Source organism: Parabacteroides sp. AF39-10AC, from assembly GCF_003635405.1.
Taxonomy (GTDB): domain Bacteria; phylum Bacteroidota; class Bacteroidia; order Bacteroidales; family Tannerellaceae; genus Parabacteroides; species Parabacteroides distasonis.
Genome location: NZ_QTLP01000004.1, coordinates 247989 through 268025 on the forward strand (window position 1 = coordinate 247989; position 20037 = coordinate 268025).

General features: G+C 43.4%; 21 protein-coding genes and 2 tRNA genes. 5 read left to right on the forward strand and 18 right to left on the reverse strand.

Going from position 1 to position 20037, the window contains the following annotated elements; genetic code table 11:
• Positions 1-7 precede the first annotated feature (7 nt).
• From DW033_RS05650 to DW033_RS05660, 3 genes are all read right to left on the reverse strand, one after another.
• Positions 8-922, reverse strand: coding sequence for an endonuclease/exonuclease/phosphatase family protein (locus tag DW033_RS05650; RefSeq protein ID WP_005854855.1), 915 nt, complete (start codon positions 920-922; stop codon positions 8-10).
• A gap of 69 nt (positions 923-991) precedes the next feature.
• Positions 992-2155: a Gfo/Idh/MocA family protein gene (locus DW033_RS05655; RefSeq protein ID WP_005854857.1), complete on the reverse strand. Its 1164-nt coding sequence runs from the start codon at positions 2153-2155 to the stop codon at positions 992-994.
• A 21-nt stretch (positions 2156-2176) separates the two neighbouring features.
• Positions 2177-2953: a DUF1080 domain-containing protein gene (locus DW033_RS05660; RefSeq protein ID WP_005854859.1), complete on the reverse strand. Its 777-nt coding sequence runs from the start codon at positions 2951-2953 to the stop codon at positions 2177-2179.
• Positions 2954-3121: 168 nt separating this feature from the next.
• On the opposite strand from DW033_RS05660, the gene DW033_RS05665 reads away from it, so the two are divergent.
• Positions 3122-4015 (forward strand): AraC family transcriptional regulator, encoded by an 894-nt coding sequence (locus DW033_RS05665; RefSeq protein ID WP_005864921.1) that lies wholly within the window; start codon positions 3122-3124, stop codon positions 4013-4015.
• Between the two features lie 74 nt (positions 4016-4089).
• Here the strand turns inward: DW033_RS05665 and DW033_RS05670 are convergent, their stop codons facing one another.
• The 11 genes from DW033_RS05670 to nusB form a co-directional block, all read right to left on the reverse strand.
• Complete coding sequence (locus tag DW033_RS05670) at positions 4090-4680, reverse strand: sugar O-acetyltransferase (protein WP_005854862.1); 591 nt, start codon at positions 4678-4680, stop codon at positions 4090-4092.
• A 64-nt stretch (positions 4681-4744) separates the two neighbouring features.
• On the reverse strand, positions 4745-5674 hold the full coding sequence (locus tag DW033_RS05675; protein ID WP_048927661.1) for a glycyl-radical enzyme activating protein: 930 nt from the start codon (positions 5672-5674) through the stop codon (positions 4745-4747).
• Entirely contained in the window at positions 5664-7943 is a 2280-nt protein-coding gene (locus DW033_RS05680; protein WP_048927662.1) for a pyruvate formate lyase family protein, read from the reverse strand. Before DW033_RS05680 ends, DW033_RS05675 begins: the two co-directional genes overlap by 11 nt.
• A gap of 65 nt (positions 7944-8008) precedes the next feature.
• On the reverse strand, positions 8009-8749 hold the full coding sequence (locus DW033_RS05685) for an N-acetylmannosamine-6-phosphate 2-epimerase (protein ID WP_048927663.1): 741 nt from the start codon (positions 8747-8749) through the stop codon (positions 8009-8011).
• Between the two features lie 11 nt (positions 8750-8760).
• The gene (locus DW033_RS05690) at positions 8761-9726 is read right to left on the reverse strand and encodes an ROK family protein (RefSeq protein WP_005864930.1); all 966 of its coding nucleotides are present in this window, start codon (positions 9724-9726) and stop codon (positions 8761-8763) included.
• Between the two features lie 144 nt (positions 9727-9870).
• The gene (locus DW033_RS05695; RefSeq protein ID WP_048927664.1) at positions 9871-10695 is read right to left on the reverse strand and encodes an alpha/beta hydrolase; all 825 of its coding nucleotides are present in this window, start codon (positions 10693-10695) and stop codon (positions 9871-9873) included.
• Between the two features lie 121 nt (positions 10696-10816).
• The gene (locus DW033_RS05700; protein ID WP_005854873.1) at positions 10817-11254 is read right to left on the reverse strand and encodes a DUF5606 domain-containing protein; all 438 of its coding nucleotides are present in this window, start codon (positions 11252-11254) and stop codon (positions 10817-10819) included.
• Between the two features lie 211 nt (positions 11255-11465).
• Positions 11466-12047: a dephospho-CoA kinase gene (coaE, locus tag DW033_RS05705; protein WP_048927665.1), complete on the reverse strand. Its 582-nt coding sequence runs from the start codon at positions 12045-12047 to the stop codon at positions 11466-11468.
• Positions 12040-13053 (reverse strand): YbbR-like domain-containing protein, encoded by a 1014-nt coding sequence (locus DW033_RS05710; protein WP_005864938.1) that lies wholly within the window; start codon positions 13051-13053, stop codon positions 12040-12042. Before DW033_RS05710 ends, coaE begins: the two co-directional genes overlap by 8 nt.
• Before the next feature lie 14 nt (positions 13054-13067).
• Positions 13068-13382 carry a preprotein translocase subunit YajC gene (gene yajC / locus DW033_RS05715; RefSeq protein WP_005864940.1) on the reverse strand — a complete coding sequence of 105 codons (315 nt, stop codon included), beginning with the start codon at positions 13380-13382 and terminating at the stop codon, positions 13068-13070.
• 62 nt (positions 13383-13444) lie between these two features.
• A complete protein-coding gene (gene nusB, locus DW033_RS05720) occupies positions 13445-14371 on the reverse strand; it encodes a transcription antitermination factor NusB (RefSeq protein WP_005864942.1) in 927 nt (308 codons plus the stop codon).
• A 223-nt stretch (positions 14372-14594) separates the two neighbouring features.
• Between nusB and DW033_RS05725 the strand changes: the two genes are divergently transcribed.
• Positions 14595-14984: a DUF3276 family protein gene (locus DW033_RS05725; protein WP_048927666.1), complete on the forward strand. Its 390-nt coding sequence runs from the start codon at positions 14595-14597 to the stop codon at positions 14982-14984.
• 107 nt (positions 14985-15091) lie between these two features.
• Here DW033_RS05725 and DW033_RS05730 read toward each other — a convergent pair whose 3' ends face one another.
• Positions 15092-15262, reverse strand: a complete 171-nt coding sequence (locus DW033_RS05730; RefSeq protein ID WP_005854886.1) for a DUF362 domain-containing protein — start codon at positions 15260-15262, stop codon at positions 15092-15094.
• 153 nt (positions 15263-15415) lie between these two features.
• On the opposite strand from DW033_RS05730, the gene DW033_RS05735 reads away from it, so the two are divergent.
• Positions 15416-16117: a porin family protein gene (locus DW033_RS05735; RefSeq protein WP_008778155.1), complete on the forward strand. Its 702-nt coding sequence runs from the start codon at positions 15416-15418 to the stop codon at positions 16115-16117.
• Here DW033_RS05735 and DW033_RS05740 read toward each other — a convergent pair.
• From DW033_RS05740 to rsfS, 3 genes are all read right to left on the reverse strand, one after another.
• Positions 16104-16937: a phosphatidate cytidylyltransferase gene (locus DW033_RS05740; RefSeq protein WP_048927667.1), complete on the reverse strand. Its 834-nt coding sequence runs from the start codon at positions 16935-16937 to the stop codon at positions 16104-16106. The genes DW033_RS05735 and DW033_RS05740 overlap by 14 nt on opposite strands.
• A 142-nt stretch (positions 16938-17079) precedes the next feature.
• Positions 17080-19134, reverse strand: coding sequence for an ATP-dependent zinc metalloprotease FtsH (ftsH, locus tag DW033_RS05745; RefSeq protein WP_036612872.1), 2055 nt, complete (start codon positions 19132-19134; stop codon positions 17080-17082).
• A gap of 30 nt (positions 19135-19164) precedes the next feature.
• Positions 19165-19524: a ribosome silencing factor gene (rsfS, locus tag DW033_RS05750; protein ID WP_005854895.1), complete on the reverse strand. Its 360-nt coding sequence runs from the start codon at positions 19522-19524 to the stop codon at positions 19165-19167.
• 287 nt (positions 19525-19811) lie between these two features.
• Here rsfS and DW033_RS05755 point away from each other — a divergent pair.
• Positions 19812-19882, forward strand: a tRNA-Gln gene (locus DW033_RS05755).
• A gap of 32 nt (positions 19883-19914) precedes the next feature.
• Positions 19915-19985: transfer RNA gene (locus tag DW033_RS05760), tRNA-Gln, on the forward strand.
• Positions 19986-20037: the final 52 nt, after the last annotated feature.

A 20037-nucleotide genomic window follows, 5' to 3' on the forward strand; every position in this document is an offset into this window, starting at 1 on the left:
GTTGCTGTTAGAAATTGAAACAGGAGGTTACCATTCTATGATCTGAAGGGTAAGGGGAGACTACCACGTCCGAGGTGGCCTCGCTTTCGCCTGTGATAAATGAGTCTGTTACCTTACATCCGGAATATAGTACGAAATCCAGACGGTCTAGTATTTCTTGTTCGCTAGGAACGGGAGTCCATGTATAGCCGGGTGTGGAGACCTCGTCCGGATGGATTGTCCGGTAGGAGTCGTTCATCCCGATCTCAGAGAAAGCCTTGGTTGCCGGCCACTCCACCTTGATCTTGTGGATACCGGCATCGGCAGCCCGTTGTGTCCAGTCCAAGAAAGAAGGCTCATTAAAATCTCCTGTTAAAAAGACAGGATAACCTTCTTTCATGACTTGCTGTATATCCTTTTGATAACGAGTTACTTCTTCACGCCGGGCCTCGTTGGCGAACCGGACAGCTTCCTCCTCGGTATCGATAAACGGATAATCGCCATAAGGAATCCCATTCAATTGATAAGGCTGATACGGGATATAATATAGATGGCAATTAAACATCCAGCAGAATTTGTCTTTGCCTACCTGTATCTTCACCCCGTAGCGGGAAGCCGTACTGTCGACGACCGGATAACGAGATAAGATATAATGTCCCTCCCCTTGGTTGAAAAGGTGGAAACCTAGGGATTCCGCGATTTCCGGCACATGATCGTGCTTGATGCCGTCTTCTTCATAGATATGCCCTTCTTGGATTCCTACGATATCCGTCTGGCTAGCCTCGATCACTTTCGCTGTCTGGCTAGGGGGAAGCTTTCCCCCTAGGGTATTCAACCAAATATTGAAACTACTGACTTTTACCGTTGCCGGCTTGTCGCTACATGCGCTCAATGCACAACAAAGTATGGCTACGCAGCATAAAATTTCACTTATCTTCCTCATGTTTCTCTGGTATTTACAGGAACAAATATATTAAATGTCCCGTTCTTTTCACTACTAAGACTTCTTAATTTATTTTACCATCGGCCAAGGAAACTTCGATACAAGCTGGATGCGTTGACCTGTAGCTTGTGATTTTCGGGCGGCCTCGATAATCTCTAATACGTGTAACGCATGCTCGACATTTATACGTGGTTCCGTGTTTAATGCCATGTGTTTGCTGATATCGGAAGCACCTTCTTGCCAAACATAGCCATTGGTGTCCGGAACGAAACGCTGGGGTACCGGATGATCCATCGTCGATAAGTCCACCCCGTTCGGTGCCCAGTCGTAACCTACCATATGCATATTGCCGTGGGAACCGTATAAGGAGATCGTCGCTTTCTCCTGTCCTTTACCTAAATGTCCGTATGGATCGAAATAGTTGAAACCACACTCGATATGAGAAAGGACTCCCTTTTCGTGTTCCATGATAATCATGGCATTATCTTCTTCTCGAACTTTGATCTTGCCCTTATCGTCTACGGTTCTCTCCGGGGTTACGATTGTAGTCATGGCAACAACGGATTTAGCCGGTCCCAATAATCCGGTTAGGGTAGCGATGTTATAGACTCCTAAGTCGGGCATACTGCCACCTAGCGGTTCGTAGAAGAAAGCGGACCAAGAAGGACCTTCATGTCCGTAATGTCCGTGCGCGCATGCCAGATTACCTAGGGTTCCTTTATTGATTTGTTCGGCCATAAAGGCAAATTGAGGACTGTTTACAACGGCAGGCGCACCCCAGATACGAAGCCCCTTGCTAGTAGCGAGATCGTATAATTCTTTGCCTTCCTTATAGGAATTCGCCAAAGGTTTCTCGCTCCAGACATTTCTTCCTGCCATCAAAGCCTTACGGTTCAACTCTCCGTGAACCTGCATATCGGTCAATGTAAGCATCAAGTCGAACTTGGAACCGCTAAGCATATCATCGATATGCTTGTACCATTTAGGTATATTATATTGCTTGGCCGCCTTTTGAGCACGATCCGGTTTGATATCGCAACAAGCCACGATTTCTACATACGGGCATTTCGATATATGGGGAAAATATTGGGTAGATACACTTCCGCAACCGATAACGGCTACTTTCACCTTTTTACCTTCCGATTCGAATTTCTCCGCATAGGCGGAAAGGGGTGATAGTAGTGACGCGAGACTTGCTGCGGCCGATACTTTAAAGAATTCTTTTCTATTCATGGCATTGATTTCTTAATACAATTAGTCTAAATCCTTAATCTTCACATTCTTGAAATATACTTTACTTCCATGGTCCTGAAAACAAAGTTTACCGGTGGTAGAGATACCGTAATCGGGGAAAGCTTCCCATTTACCGCTATAACGACGCATCTTCCAATCTTCGGACCCTTCTTGGAAAGAGAATAGTTTTTCTCCGTTCAGCCAGTGCTCAACATATCCATCCTTGTAAAGTACCATAGAGGAGTTCCATTCTCCCGGAGGGTTCACCTGTTTGGTTTCCGGTACATACATAGCGTAGTTGCAACCCGTTTTCTGCCAGTCTTCCAATCCCTCTTTTCCGGTCTCGCTGACCCAAGGATAGTTATCGTCATCGATCAACTGGTATTCCGGGCCGGTTTCAAAAGGAGCTTTGTACTTAGGTCCTTCTTGTACGTGATATAAGAATCCGGAGTTTCCTTGCGCTCCGATTTTCCAGTCCCATTTGATCTGGAAATTATGGTAATTCTTAACGGTAACGATATCGGTACTTACCTTGATCGTAGTATCCGCTATCACGTCACCACCGTTTCCGTAGCCGACGATCACCCCGTCTTCTACCTGCCATCCCTTGACATCACCCCCGTTGAACATTTTCCAACCGGTAAAATCCTTGCCATTGAATAACAAGGTATAGCCTTCCGCTTTTTCTTCCTCAGTCAATACATTATCTTTTACTTCCGTGGATGAGGAACGACTTCCACATGCAACCATACACATCCCGTAAATGGTTACTAGAAAAATAGATACGATCTTTTTCATCTGTTAGAATATTTAGTTTGATTATCTCCTTATGATAACGCCATTTGATATGGTTTATTTGTTCATTGGCAAAAATACTGCACATAAAGGATTTGGATAATAGAGTATCTAGCTAAAAAAAATGGATTATCTTTGCGTTATTCAGTAACCATCTAAAAGTTTTGGTTTATGGCGAAAATAAAGCATGGTTTTTCCGGTCAGCGGTTGATTGTCTATCCTTTCTACATTATAGAACAAGCGTTGAACAACCCGTTGGTTGCGGACTTGGTCGTACACTCTATGGGGTATTTTCCGAAGGCGGAAAACCATTATATTGATCGTGCGTCCGGTTGTGGAGAGTATCTTTTAATTTATTGCACCAAAGGAGAGGGCTGGTACGTGTTGGATGGAAAACGATATGTCGTACCCGAGAATCATTTTTTCATCCTCCCGGCAGAGAAGCCCCATCAATATGGTTCGAGCGAGCATGATCCTTGGTATATTTATTGGGCACATTTTAAAGGGAAAAAGGCGAAGTATATCAGCGATCAACTGCAAGGGGTGATCCCGATCGACATGGATGATAATTCCCGTATCGGCGATCGTATCGCTTTTTTTGATGAACTATTGAATGTGTTGGAGAGTGGGACGGATGAGGCTACGGTTAATTACGTCAATTTAAGTTTCAATCATTTGATCGCCTCTTTCCTCTATGTGAAGACGTATAGGGAGGCTAAATTCTCCAAAAGCAAGGCGGAGAATACGTTCTTTATTAGTTTGGCGACCCACTTCATGACGGAGAATCTGGAAAATAAATTGACATTAAAGGAATTGGCCTCTCATTTCGGCTATTCGGAATCTTATATGTACAGGCTTTTCTTCAAGGAAACCGGTTATGCTCCGATGAATTATTTCTTGCATATGAAAATAGACCGGGCTTGCCAGCTATTATTACATACGAATATGAAGATCAATCAAGTCGCCTTGAAACTGGGCTTTGACGATCCCTACTATTTCAGCCGTATCTTTAAGAAGATAGTAGGGACATCACCCAAGGATTACCGGCACTCGTTACCGAAGTGAGATATTTACGATGAACCTAAACGGGAATTTAGGGCTGCCCTAAACGAGGGCTTAGGGATACCCTAAACGGGAGCTTAGGGCTGGCGGTATTTATTCCGGTCGGCTTCCGTTATTTCCCGGATTACACGGCAGGGATTGCCGGCAGCTATAACATTGGCCGGAATATCTTTGGTTACGACACTACCTCCGGCGATTACCGTGTTATCGCCAATGGTCACCCCCGGAAGGATACAGGCTTGCGCACCGATCCATACGTTATCGCCGATGGTCACGGGAAAAGCGTATTCCAAACCCTCATTACGTTGCTTTACGTCAAAAGGGTGGCCGGCGGTATAGATGCCTACGTTCGGGGCGATGAATGCGTTATTGCCGATACGAACTTTCGCTCCATCCAAGATAACGAGATTCACGTTGGCGAAGAAATTATCCCCAATCTCGATATTATAGCCATAATCGCATTGGAAAGGGGATAGGATAACGGTGTTCTTCCCTTTCTTGCCTAGAAAAGAGGTTAGAATCCGATCTTTTTCTTCCTCTTGGTCGGGGGGCAATTGGTTGTATTTGAAAAGGACGCATTTCGCTCTTTTCATCTCATCTTGAAGCTCACTATCATGATTCGCATTGTATAATAGACCTTCCGCCGCTTTCTCTTTTTCTGTTTTCATATGTCTCTTACTAAGATTTATAAAACGATGATTTGCGCGAAGATACTATTTTATTGGGAGGAGTTTATCCTCCGATTCGTATTTCCAAACCCATTTTTTCCCCCATCTCCTTAAAGGGGAACAGCTCTTCTTTGGCTAGCATTTGCTCGCAGGGATAAGGATAGGTGAGACCTAATTGCTCGTATTTATCTTTTCCCAATGTATGGTAGGGAAGCAGGTGTACGCATTTGATACGATTTTCTTTCGCCAGCATGAATATTTCCCGAAGCGTATTCTCATTGAAATTGAAACCGGGGATTACCGGTACACGGATCGTTACTTTATTAGCGCTCTTACTGGATATATACCGTAAATTCGTGAGGATCGTATCCAAGTTCGCTCCGGTTTCTTTCTGAAGTAAATCCTTGTCCGTATGTTTGATATCGAACAAGAACAAATCGATAAGCGGAAGCGCTTGCTTTATCTTATCAAGATTCACTTGCCCGCAAGTCTCTACGGAGGTATGCAGTTTCTCGTTCTTGCATTGGATCAGCAAATCCATCAATCCCTCGAATTGCGTGAAAGCTTCCCCTCCGGAAAACGTAACCCCTCCACCGGAATTCAGGTAATAATCCCGGTCACGTAAAAGGATTTCCATAACCTCGGATGAGGTAATTGATTCACCGACAAACTTAATAGCGTTCTGCGGGCATATACGCTCGCAAGCCTTGCACGCCACACAAGCCTGCCGATTAAATACCGGATAATGATCTTGGATGGAGATATTTCCCCGTGTACAAATCGCCTCGCAACGTCCGCATCCGATACATTTATTCTTGATATGGAGCAGATGCGGTTTCCTTTTCTGGGATTCCGGGTTGGAGCACCATGGACAATGTAGGGGACAACCTTGAAGGAAAACGACGGTCCGGATGCCCGGGCCGTCGTGAACGGCGAACCGTTCGATCTCCATGATTGATAACCTATTCTCGCTAACCTTATATTTATTCATCATATAATACCCTGCTTAAAAGTTCCTGTTGAATATTGGGAGATAAATCGACGAATACCGCGGAGAACCCGCTTACCCGGACGATTAGGTCCGGGTAATTTTCCGGGTGCTCTACCGCGTCTTCTAAAACTCCCTTATCTACTACAGTCACCATCAAATGGCAACCCCCTTTCGCAAAATAAGTCTTGAACAGGCTCTTGATGACAGCCCTGTTCTCGTTGAACATGGAAGGAGAAAACTTAATGTTTTGTACCGAGCCTCCATGATACTTGGCGTCGAACTTCGCCAAGGAATTCAGCATGGCCGTGGGGCCGCTTTTATTCGCTCCCCCTTGCGGATTATTGGCAGGATTCATATACATGCACGATAATCGCCCGTCGGGTGAGGCGGCGGTCCGGTTTCCCCATTCCGTGTTTAATTGATTATTGCTGATAACGATCAAGAAGTATTGCATACCGATGGCGATACCGCGATTGCGTACGCCTTTCGCTACGAACTCGTACAAATCGTTGGCCATCGTATCGGCAGTCTCAAGGTCGTTACCATATTTATCACAGTTTAGGCAATCTTTTCGTAAAGCCTCATAGCCGTTAAAATTAGCTAGCATGGCATCATTCAATTGCCGTAACGTGTATTTTTTTTGATTGAATACCAGATCCCGGATTACCCACAGGGAATCGGAAGTGTTGATATTGCCATACGTCTCGTTTGTCCCGCCTAGATAACGTACGCCTCCGTCCAAAAGCGCTTTTCCCCGTGCGATGCAATCATCGGTCAATAGGCTGGTAAACAAGAAACTTACGTGCTGGTTCATCACCTCATACGAATGGTATTGGGCTTTGACAGACAGATCCAGATAATAATCGAGTAAAGCCTTGTAACCGTCATAGAATTCCTCGAATGTCTGATACTCCTCTAATTTCTTTAGAGGTACCGGCCCGGATTTACGTTTACCGTCAATCGGGTCGATACCATCATTCATATAAATCGTAAGTAGTTTTAGTAAATTGATGCAGATGTTGGGCGTACCCGTACTTTGTCCTTGTATCACGAACTCGGTACACCCGAAAGGCACGTATTGTTCCGCTGCTTTCTCGTCTACACGCATTCCGTACATGACGGCCGGGACGTTTACGTCGTCATTGTAAAGGGTCGGGTAAGTAGCTCCCGCACCCAAAGCGTCCAACGCTTCGTCCCAGATTTCCTCGGAGGTATCTTTATCGAAACGCAAGGTGAATTGTGGCTCTACATACCTGCAATTTTTCGCTACTTTCATGGCGATATGCAGGAATACGTCGGCCTCTTTCGGATGTTTGCGTCCTTTACCGCCTACGATGATACGTCCGTTTACGGTTGTACGGCGATTTTCAATCATGGTCCAAAGCGAGTGGATATATCGGTATGCCTCTTCGTCGGTCAATCGCCCGGACTTGAGATCGGCTACTAAATAAGGGCCTAGATAATCATCCAGACGACCGTAGTTTATAACACCGGCCAACAAAGCGAATAACCAGAATAACTGCATCGCTTCATGGAACGTACCGGGTTTCTTCTCCTTGATGTTCTCTAGGGCTTGGCAGATACGCTCTAATTCTTTTTGCCTTTTCATGTTGGCTGAAGCCATTTGCTCTCTAGCGTCTTGCTGGAGATGAGAAGCACAATCTACAAAAATATCCAGACATTGGATGCCTGCTTTGTAAAAGTTATTATCGGGTTGCTCTTTGAGTTTCTCCTGTAAATCAGAGCGAAGGCCACCGATGCCCTTATCCAATAGTTTCGGGTAATCCAGCATCATTCCGGATAGACGTGCGGTAGCGATCATCGGGTATTCGCAGTCGATGAACATACCCAATGTATCCTCGGTGAGGACCTCCTTGTTGAATTGGGTCTTTAAATCGTGATCCAACCAATAATCATATAACGCATCCACCCGTTTTCGTTCAGTTTCATCCAGTTGTTGCTGGAAGGCACGGAGTTTCTTGAATACGCAATAATGCCCGACACCCCCTAAGGAAGTTACGCATCCGAACCCGATCGGTAGGAAGTCCGTACGTCCGGCGATCAAGTCTTGATTCGTGATCTTGCGAAATAGCGTGGGGTATAAAACTTTCAGGCATTCCACTTCACGTATCTCTTTGGGTAGGGCGGCACAGGCTTTATGGACTGCCGTATACCGCTCCATGATCTCCAGTTGTACGATCAGAGGTTTCTCGCAAGGTAATTTCTTGCTGATCTCTACGTTTTGCGCCCCTTCTACATTGAAATTTGCCATATGATTATTGTTGTTAATATTGTGTAGAGACGGGGCATGCCCTATCTCTACAAGCAGATGATTTTTTAATGTTTGCTTCTTTCGGCTTCCCGCCAATTATTTTGATAACCGGTTAGTAAGTCCGTAAAACGTTTCGTGATCAAGTGCGGACGGGTGATCGCGCTGCCTACTACTACGGAATGAGCTCCGAGGAAGATACATTTCATGGCATCTTCCGGCGAGTAGATATGCCCCTCCATAATGACGTAGGCCTTGCCCTTGAAGTCACGGCACATACGGGCGAACTCCCGTAAATCCGGTTGCTCGATATGTTTGGTAGCTTCCGTATACCCATATAAGGTAGGGCCAACGATATAGGCTCCCATTTCTACGGCACGTACGGCTTCCTCATAATTGGATACGTCGGCGAAGATGATCGCTTCCGGAATTTCCTTTTTCAAGATCGGTAGCAGTTCGTATGCCGGGCGGCCTTCATGAGTGATTTGGCTCGTACAGTCCAAGGCGATAATCTCGGCTCCGGCTTCCCATACCGCTTTAGCGGCCTCTAGGGTGGGAGTGATAAATACGTCCGTATCATCGTGCCAGATTTTCCAAAGCCCGATTACCGGCAAATCCACCTCTTTTTTGATCGCCTTGATCTGCTCCGGGTCGTTGGCACGGATGCCTACGGCACCTCCCCATTGGGCGGCTTTTGCCATTTTTACGACAAAGTCTACTGAAAAAGTCGGATCATCGTGTTGTACTTGACAGGATACGATCAGTCCTCCCTTGAATGAATCTAAAAGTTCTTTCTTATTTGTTTTCATATTTTTTTTCGTTACATCGTTTTCTCTAAAAGCGCGGCGCCGATTATTCCGGCGTCATTTCCTAATTCCGCACGGATAACTTGAGGGATACCTATTTCCTCGGCGGCGAAGGTACAAGTATGTAGTTTCTCGTTTAAAGGTTTCAACAGCAGGTCACCTGCATGTGCGATACCCCCCCCTAAGATGATTACTTGCGGACGGAAGATGGTTATGAACGTGGAGATTCCGGCGGCCAGTCTACTGATATAGTCATCGACGATCTGTTTAGCGAGGGAATCCCCTTGTTTAGCGGCCTCGAAAAGAATCTCTCCATTGACTTTATTTTCGTCTTCGCCGCAAAGTTTCCATATCAAGGTGTCCTTATTCTTTTGTAAGGTCTCTTTCATGATACGGATTAATGCGGTGGATGAGCAATAAGCTTCCAAACAGCCTTTTTGCCCGCAAGTGCAGCGTTCGCCATTGTATACCAATTTGGTATGTCCAAGTTCGGCTCCCATATTATCGGATCCGGAATAAATCTTCTTACCCATGATAATTCCGCCTCCAACTCCCGTTCCTAGCGTAAGCATGATGGCGTCGGTATATTGGCTGGCCGATCCGGCCAAGACCTCTCCATAGGTCGCGCAATTGGCGTCGTTGGCTATATAAGTAGGCAATGAGATATGCTTCTTTAAATAGTCGTAGATGGGGACATTCTTCCATCCGAAACAATTGGCATGTACCAAAAGGTTCGTCTTTGGATTTACGTAACTAGGCATGCCGATGCCCCAAGAAGAGATGTCTTCCATTTGCAAGCCTGCTTTGAGAACCGCTTTTTTGCTGACTTCCGCCATGTCGGTGGTGATCTCCTCGATCGTGCGTCCGGCTTGTGTCGGTATACTCTCCTTTGCGATAATCTGGTGATTCTCATCTACTACGCCAGCGACCATATTGGTACCGCCAACGTCCAGACCGAGATAATACTTGGTGCTTTCCATCTTTGCTCTTTATTTTATGAGGTCAATAGAGTGAATTATTTGTTGGCAAAGATAGAGGAGTTGTCTGCCCTAGACAATGTGAGGTTTAGCCTAAAATAATGGACTATTTTTGCATAAGTGCTCTCGCAAGCTTACGAGAGTACTTTAGAGAAGAGGTGTTATCGAGAGGAGACTTCTGTAATAACCTTCAAATATAGTGTGACTGTGTTTCTTTATGTTTAAAGAATCATATCGTAGGTCGATTCTATTATTTTTCTCGATGATGGAGCAAGCCTCTTTTATCATGGGCTTGAAGTCTTCTTCTGTTTTATCTTTGTCTCCGTTGGCTAGGTAGATATATAATTTTTTTTCTCCTTGATAGGTTTCCGTGAACACTCGTAACCTATCAATCATCATATTTTCGCTGTATTTATAGTTCGGTGATATGGCTATAATATAAGGAAATAAGTCTGGGTGTTCCATCATCGCATAAGTGACGAATGTCCCTCCCAACGAATGTCCGACTAAAATCCTGTTATTTCCCGCATGGTATTTTTCTTGGATGAAAGGGATTATTTCATTCGTTAATGACGAGAGCATTTCTTTTCCATGTCCCGGGTTGTCATATCTTTTTACCGATAAGGAATCTGTGAAAGGCGGGGTCAGCTCACTTTGCCTGTTTGAATTAAATATTCCAACAATAATACAGGGTATGTTGGGATGTGTCAACTCGAATGTTGAACAAAATAAATTGAATGTGGGGGGATATTGTGCGTCTAAGACATAAATAGCGAGTAAAGAGTCACTTTTAAGGCTACCATCTACTCCGCTTAAATAGACTTGCATTTCACGGGTCTCTTCAAAATAGTCTGAGTTGTAGATATATCGACTCCCTAATGCCTGCATCAAGTAGAAATCGGCTTGCGCATGTATCCGGCATATTCCTGAGAATAATACGATAAGAAAGAGAAGAACTGTTTTTGTTTTCATAAATAGTGATATCTAGAATTATGCAAATATAGCGAAAAATAAAGTCTTTAAGTATGTTTAAAAAAAGGACCGGACGATGGGTATCGAACGGTCCTTTCTTTAATCTTTATGTCGTATGCTGTTATTCTGCTTCTTTTTCAGCAGCTTCCTTTTCTGCCGGAGCATCTTCCGGGGTAAAGTCAGTGATGCCTGCGTTGATCAAGATGTTATACCAAGAGAGTAGTTTCTTGATGTCGCTCGGATAAACACGCTCACGATCATAGCTAGGCAATACCTCGGCAAAGTACGCACGCAATTGGTCCGTCGTGGCTTTAGAAGGTACCAAAGAGGCGGCTTTTCCCTCTTCTTTATTCTTTACGCTAGTCAATACCTCATGCAAAGGCACTTCTGTTTCATCCGTATAGATTGCGATATCGCCTAATGAGATTACTTTATCTTTTGCGTATGCGGGTACTCTCTTGTTATCAGTCAGCGATTCAACGATCAACATGTTTTTTCCATGGGAAACCAGTTTATACAGACCGGGTTTTCCCGAAATAGACAAAATAGTCTTCAACATAATGTTTTTTATTTTCTATTAGTGTTAAACTTCGAGGTGACAAAGGTAATAAGAAAAAGTGGAATTCTTCCGTCATGAGGACAGTTAACTTCGTTGGAGAAGTATCTTAGGTGCATCGACAAAGTATCTTAGGTTCGTTGACGAAGTATTTTAAGTTCATTGGATGATGAAGGTAAGATGCTGTAAAAGCCACTCGTCCCGCTATCGGTGATTATTGGGATTGAAGCCAACATAACAGTTTGCCTACTTGCGGTATAAGGGCCTGTCTGTTGTCATTATAGATAACGTAATCGGAGCGATCTTTCTTTTCCTCGTCCGACATTTGGCTGTTGATTCTGCGTTCGATTTCTTCTCTCGAGGTTGAGTCCCTCCCCAAGGCTCTTTCGATGCGGAGTTCTCTTGGGGCATAGACCATCAAGCTTATGTCTACCACTTTGTAGAAACCGGATTCGAATAATATGGCGGATTCGATGGCACATAAAGGGGAAGTCTGTCTCTCTACCCAAGCCGAGAAATGACGGTTTACCTCAGGATGAATGATCTGGTTGACCTGTTGTAATTGTTCCGGATTATTAAAGATGTGGGAGGCTAGAAGTTTCTTGTTCAATCCCTCATTCGTATAAATCTCCGGACCGAAAAGGGCTGTTAATTTCTCACGGATAACCGGGGAGTTATTTGTCAGCCATTTACTTTCCTCGTCCGCTATGTATACGGGTACACCGGATAACGCTAATAAAGAGGCTACGACGGATTTGCCGCTCCCGATCCCTCCTGTAATGCCTATTTTAATCATGCTTATTGTTGTGTTCCAAAATAAATTCTACCTTATCTGGCAATAAGGTTGCCGTATGTACCCAGTCTGGTTTCTTGGTGAGTTTGACGGGTAGGGTACCAGATACGTTTTGCTCCAGATCCTCAAAAGGTATATGAATCGAGAACATATCTTCCGAAAGTCCTTTGAATCGGGACAAGGGCACACTGCAAGTCACTTTTACGACCGCCGGAAACATACGTACCGTATAATGTGGCGGTATATGACTGCAAGAGACAGGTATTTCCAATGTCTTCTCCGTGTACTCCTCTATCGGAATCGTGATAGATACGTTTTCCGGATCGAAGTTAACGCCGTCTACTTTGATTAGTTGTACGGTTCTCGTAATGTTTTTATTCGCTTTTTTAACTTCAGTGAAAGCCGTCTTGACCGAGGTCAACGTATCTAAGATCGCTGCGGTGGCATAAGCGTTGATCTTTTGGGGATTGATTTGGATATCCCCGGATAATTGAAAGCCGGCTTCCATATGAATATCACCATTAAAAACGACCTGTATTTCCTTATGGACCCGCTGACTGAAATCCATATCTATTTGTTGCGGATCAAAACTTTGTAATGCCGTAGTGGCTATCAATTGTTTTTGAATATCGTTCTCGATCTGCCTTTTACTTACTTGAACCGAACCATTTTTCTCCTTCGTATTCTTCATGTTCACTTCGATCGGAGCAAACGATCTTCCAAAAGTATAGTTGAGTAAAACGCTACCCTTGTCTTTTACCTTTGCGGTAATCGTTTCCACCTCAGGGGCATTAAACGCTATATCGGCAGGTACGTTCTTATACTTAACCGGAAAAACAAGTTCTATCTCATATTCCTGCTGCAAGCTTTGGAGTAGCCAGAAACCGAAAGCCAAAAGGGCGAAAAAGAAAAAGACCAAGACCTCTTTCCATCTGTCTCCGTGGAAAAAAGCCTTAGTCTTTGCTTGGATAGACTTGAAGGAATTTTGTATGTTCTCAAGTCGTGACATATTCTGTAGTTAGATTATTTCTGCTGCTGAGCGTCTTCCGCTGAAGCGAAAATAGAAGTTTTATCTACACGGATACGTACTCCATCCGCTACCTCGATTAGCATATAAGTATCACCGATCTCTTTGATCTTTCCATAGATACCTCCGGCGGTAATCACTTTATCGCCTGTTTTCAACGCCTCACGTGATTTCTGGATTTCTTTTTGTTTCTTTTGTTGCGGACGGATCATGAAGAAATAGAAGATAGCTACGATAACTACCATCATCAAAATACCGGACCACTGACTTCCTCCAGCTGGAGCTTGAAGTAAAATACTGAGTAAGTTCATACTATAATAATCGTTTTACAAGTTAATATCAATAATGATATGCACAAATGTAATGATAATAATTAATCTTTGAGCAATAACTTCTCTTTTTTTAATTCGTTGACTATTGAATCCAGAATTCCGTTAATGAATGTTCCGCTTTTAGGTGTACTATAATACTTTGCGGCATCGATATATTCATTTAAGGTAACGTTGATGGGAATGGTCGGGAACGATAAAATCTCGGCTAAGGCGACTTGCATGATGATCAAGTCCATATTGGCGATACGTTCGGTTTCCCAATTCTTCATATGTTTGTCGATGCGTTCACGATATTCCTTACCTTTCAACAAACTTTGACGAAATAACTTGATTGCGAAAGCCTTGTCTTCCAAATCCTTGAACATTGGCAATAAGGCTTGTTTACTACCTTTCTTCTCCTCGAATTTCTTGATAGTCTTCAAGGCGAAAGTCTCTACGATCTCAATATCGTCGTTCCAGTAGATGCTTTTGTCTTCCAGATATTCCTCTATCATCTCGTTCCCACAGATTACTTTCTTGAAGATCTGGCGCCAGAACTCACGATCCGTCTCGTACGAGTCTTCTTCGTTTTTCAAGTATTCGGCGTAAATTTCAGAGCTTAAGATCGTATCCAATACGTTTTTAACAAACTCCTCGTCGTTACTCCATGAGAGACCTTGCTCGTCCACATACTTTTTCAACGTATCGTTTTCCGCTAATTGAGCGACAAAACGATTGTCTACGAAGCGTGTATTCGGGTTTAACTCCTCATCGGTAGGCATGTATTTGCACTTCCGGGTGTCAAGGATCCTTCTTTGCAGGTTGGTAACTTCGATAATTAGGAGTAAGAAATAATAATATAAGTCATATGACTTCTGAAGGCTGAAAAGCAATTCGTTTTCCGCAACTTTGAGGTCACCGTTTCCGTTTTGATAGTAAGAGTATACTATCTGTAAAACTTTAATGCGGATTAAAATTCTGTTGATCATCGTTTGAAGGAACTTCTTATTATAAATTAGGCTGCAAAGGTAGTCGTTTTTTCCATAAAAGAATCCGGATTTACTTAATTTTATATGTGTTAGATGATATTTTACAAATTTAGCCTCAATGGGCGTATTTTCGATCGTTAAAATAGTTGCTAATTAAAAAAAAATGCACATATTTGAAGCAAGTTATATAAAGTGGGTGGTTTTTTAACGAATGTTAGCTGTCATGGAAGAATCAAGGAATAAAAAACATGTTGAAGGTGGCGACAGGGAGATTCTATACTCTAAAGCCATTAAAGCGGGAAAACGGATTTATTATCTGGATGTGAAGAGGAATTTGAAAGATGACCTATTCGTTGCCGTTACGGAAAGTAAGAAAATTCAATCAAAGGATGGTTTGCAAATCTCATTTGAGAAGCATAAGATTTTCCTTTATAAGGAGGACTTTGAGAAGTTTATGGAGGGAATGCAAGATGTAATCAGTTATATCAAGAACTCAAATCTGAAGAAATCCGCGGAAGACGTGGTGGAACCTGAAGAGGAGGAAACGATTCATGGCGATTCCTCGGAGGAGGATATGGCTTCCGGTGCTATAAAGTTGGATATTGAGTTTTAATGTAACACGAAGAGAAAAAGATAACGGGCTGTTTTACTCATGGAGAGAAACAGCCCGTTATGTGTTAGGAGCTTTCCGCAAAGGAAAATCCTATTCTTTGCTGCGAATTATTCAGCCGGGTGGATAGCCTCTGTAGGACATGCGTCAGCGCAAGTTCCACAATCTGTACACATTTCAGGGTTGATGCTGTATTTATCACCTTCTGAAATTGCTCCTACCGGACACTCATCAATACAAGTTCCGCATGCAATACAATCATCGCTAATTACGTAAGCCATTTTTTTAAACGTTTAAATTGATAACTATTAGTAGGTGCAAAAATATAGCTTTCTTTCTATTTAAAAAATATCTACTGGCTTATTTTCTTCAAAAATCTTCTTTTTTGCAATATCTTTGTCGGGTTTTCGTTATTAAACAAAATAGGTTGAGATTTGAGACGATTATTACTTATATTATATGTGGTAAGCTTGGCTACCATGGGAGCCATGGCTCAAAAGGAAAGGGTGAGGAATCAGCCGTACGCTGATTTGAAATGGCTTCATCTGGGGTTTCATGTGGGTATTCACTCGCAGGATTTGTTATTGACCCATACCGGTGTCATGACCAATGGAGAGACTTGGTTCGCGGAGATTCCTTCTTACTCACCCGGCTTTAGTGTCGGGGTGATCGGAGATATGTATATGAATCCTTATTTCAATTTACGCTTCACGCCTTCTATCCATTTCGGGGATAAGAAATTTAAGTTTCGGGAACAGGCTACGGGAGAGGAATTCATCACGAACGTTCGTTCCAGTTATCTGAATTTCCCCTTAGACGTTAAATATACGGCTTTACGCTTGAATAATTACCGTCCTTATTTGATCGGCGGTATCTATGGCTCCGTGGATATAGGCCGTAAGAAAGGTAATCCGATTCTATTGAAAAGCACGGACTTCGGATTTGAGTTTGGCTTGGGATGTGATATCTATCTACCCTACTTTAAGTTATGCCCGGAGCTGAAATTCTGTTTCGGATTGGTTAACCTATTGGAGAAAGATCGTCCGGACTTGGTAGATCAAGCAAATATCAAATATACGGATGCCTTATCGAAAGCTACATCCCGTATGGTGATCCTGACATTTAATTTCGAATAAATAACTCGATATAGATATAAGCGGCCGGAATAGCCATCATTACGCTATCGAAGCGATCCAGCATGCCTCCATGTCCGGGTAATACATGCCCGGAATCTTTCACGCCTAACGTACGTTTCATCAAAGATTCGATCAAGTCGCCCCAAGTCCCGAATACTACGATCGTGCCGGCTAATCCAAGCCATGTGTACCAGTTTGTGGCCGGCATGAACCAAGCGAATATTTGGGAGGTTATTAATACGAATGCCAACCCTCCGTAAAAACCTTCCCAGGACTTCTTGGGAGAGATACGTTCGAACAATCTTCTTTTTCCAAGCATAGATCCCACTAGATAAGCTCCCGTATCATTTACCCATACGAAAACGAAAATAGCCAAGGCAAAATAGGGGATATGTACGATCTCGCCCGGCGTATTAGGTACCGATGTAATAAAGTTTAGCAGAGAGAAAGAGCCTGCGCAATAGATTTGACCGAATAAGGTCAATGCCCAGTTATTGATTGGATTACTGGCTTTATCGTAAAGCTCGGTGATCATGGTATACATTAAGAATAAAAGATAGGGGAGAAATATATTGCCTCCAATCAAGCCATTGGCGTAACCGAATGTGGCGGCGAAGAGGTAGGCTCCCCCCAAGGAGCTGACAAATCGTTTGATGGCGGCATTCTCATAATGTTTAACCAATCCGTAGAACTCCCATAGAGAAAGTCCGGTAATGAGTCCAAATACCGTAAGAAAATAATAGGAGTGGAAATAGATCGCACCGACTAATACCGCGACGAAAATGATGCCAGTCAATGCACGTGTAATCAGATTTTTCAAAACAATAGTGTTTTTGCTTGTTTGTAATTTTGGCTGCAAATATAACTAATAAATTGATAATACAGCAATAAGGAAGGCTGGATAGTAACTTTTGATCAAAGATACGCCCCAGCCTTACTTGTTATGAATGTCTTGACTTTGGTCAAGCTATTTTCCCTGTCTTGTTTTCTTCAGTAGGAGTATCGGTTACGTTTTCCGTTGTTGCGTCCGCTTCCGCCTCCTTATCCGCATTCTCCTTGTTCTTTCCGTTAGCCTTTTCCTGCAACTCCAGAATCTCTTGGGAACGGGAGATCCAGGCTCGTTTCCCGAAGATATGCTCTACATCTTCCGAGTAGATTACCTCACGATCCAATAATACCTGCGCAAGTTTACTATGTCCTTCCTTATTCTCGGATAATATCCGTTTTGCCCTGTCGTATTGCTCATTGATGATCTTCTGTACTTCCGTATCGATCAATTTCGCGGTCTCCTCACTATAAGGCTTGGTGAATCCCCAATCCTGTCCGGTGGAGTCGTAATAGTTCAAGTTTGGAAGTTTATCGCTCATACCGAAGTAAACGACCATCGCATATGCTTGTTTCGTGACACGTTCCAAATCGTTGGATGCGCCTGTGGATATTTTTCCCAAGACTAATTCCTCTGCGGCACGTCCTCCTAAGGTAGCGCACATCTCATCCTGTAATTGCTCGCGGGTGGTGATCTGTCTCTCTTCCGGCAAATACCATGCCGCACCTAATGCCTTACCACGGGGAACGATTGTCACCTTAACCAGCGGATTGGCATGTTCCAACAACCAACTTAACGTAGCGTGACCGGCCTCATGGTTTGCGATACATTTACGTTCTTCCTCCGTCGTGATCTTCGAACGTTTTTCAAGACCACCGACAATGCGGTCTACCGCATTCATGAAGTCTTCTTTCTGTACGAATTTCTTTCCGTTACGGGCGGCGATCAAAGCGGCCTCATTACAAACATTAGCGATATCAGCACCCGAGAAGCCCGGAGTCTGCCTTGCTAAGAACTCAGCGTCTACGCTTTCATCTATCTTGATCGGACGCAAATGCACCCCGAATATCTCTTTACGTTCATTCAAATCCGGTAATTCAACATGGATTTGTCGGTCAAAACGTCCGGCACGCAACAACGCTTTATCCAAAATGTCCGCACGGTTTGTAGCGGCTAAGATAATAACACCACTGTTAGAGCCGAAACCATCCATTTCGGTCAACAGCTGGTTCAACGTGTTCTCACGCTCATCGTTGCTATTCATATTCGCGTTCTTCCCACGGGCACGGCCTACCGCATCGATCTCATCGATAAAGACGATACAAGGAGATTTTTCCTTCGCTTGGCGGAATAAGTCACGCACACGGGAGGCGCCTACACCGACAAACATCTCCACGAAATCAGAACCAGACAAGGAGAAAAACGGCACATTAGCTTCTCCGGCAACAGCCTTCGCCAATAATGTCTTACCGGTTCCCGGAGGGCCTACCAATAATGCACCTTTGGGTATCTTACCTCCTAATTCGGTATATTTTTCCGGATTCTTTAAGAAAGAGACGATTTCCTCTACCTCTTGTTTCGCTTCCGCCAATCCGGCGACATCCTTGAATGTCACCTTACGGTCATTATCTTTATCAAAAAGCTGAGCTTTTGCCTTACCAACGCTGAACACGCCACCCGGACCTGCGCCGGTACCACCGGACATACGTCTCATCAAGAACATCCATACACCGATCAATAAGATAATCGGGCCAAATGAAACCAAGAAATTCCAGATAGCGTCATCGCCTTCCTCGAACCGGACTTGTGTATCGATGTGACTATCGGCTACCGCTTTGTCATAGAAATCGGAAAACTTGTCGGCCGACGGGATCTTTACGTATACTTTCGGAGAAACCCCGATTTTAGAAACGTCCATATTCCCAAAGACCTGTTCAGTCTTTCCATTTTTCACTGTAGCCTCCACCAAGTTCTTCTTGTTGTAGACTGTCATTTTATCGAATACGTTTTCCTGCGCTAGTTTCTGGAACTCTGTCCAGCCTAGCTCTTTCGCTCCCGAAGAATCATTTGTCATGTATAGGGCAACAAGCATGATGAAGATCAACCCGTACATCCAATACAAATTAAAGCGGAACATCTTAGGTTTCCCGCCCTTCGGTGTTTTATTAAATATATCGTTTTTATTTTCCATAAGAGATTATCATCAAATATTTAGGCCGGCTTAATCAATGTTAGGTACTTGTATAACCTTCGAGTCTGCCCAAAGGTTCTCTAAGTTATAAAATGCACGTTGTTCCGGCAGGAATATATGTACAAGAACCGTGCCATAATCCATGCCGATCCATTGAGCGCCCTGTGTACCGTCAATGGATAATGGTTTCTCGTTCGCGTTCTTGCGTGCGAAATCCCATACGGAATCAGATAACGCTGAAACTTGGGTAGGAGTGTTTCCCTCACAAATAACCATATATTGACAAATGGCACCAGAAGTCTGGCTTAAATCTACTGTTACAATATTTTTGCCCCTTTTTTCTTGAAGGCCTTCAACAATCGTTTTTACTAATTCTTTTGTTTGATCCATTTATTTCTATTGATATAATTTTCCAAGTCGCAAATATACTTCTTAATTCGTTACATACGTCTTTTTCTTTCATTAATATATGTGTAATACCTTGTTTGAGACTATCTCCTCGATCGTTATAAGCTTTTAAAAAAACACGTACGTCTTTTTGAGAAAACATGTACGTGTTTTATCCGAAAGACGTACGTGTTTTTTCTGGACATTTTTTTCGAAGGTTTATTTGCAAATTTTGAAAAAGTATATACCTTTGCATCCGCTAACAAGAGAGTTGGTGATTTGTTAAATATTGTTCTATGGTGTAATGGTAGCACAACAGATTCTGGTCCTGTTTGTCCTGGTTCGAATCCAGGTAGAACAACGTTTAAAGTTTACTTGCAATTTTGTAGAGATTGTTCTATGGTGTAATGGTAGCACAACAGATTCTGGTCCTGTTTGTCCTGGTTCGAATCCAGGTAGAACAACATAAAAAAGCCTCGTTATTCGATAAGAGTAGCGAGGCTTTTTTGTTGTAGA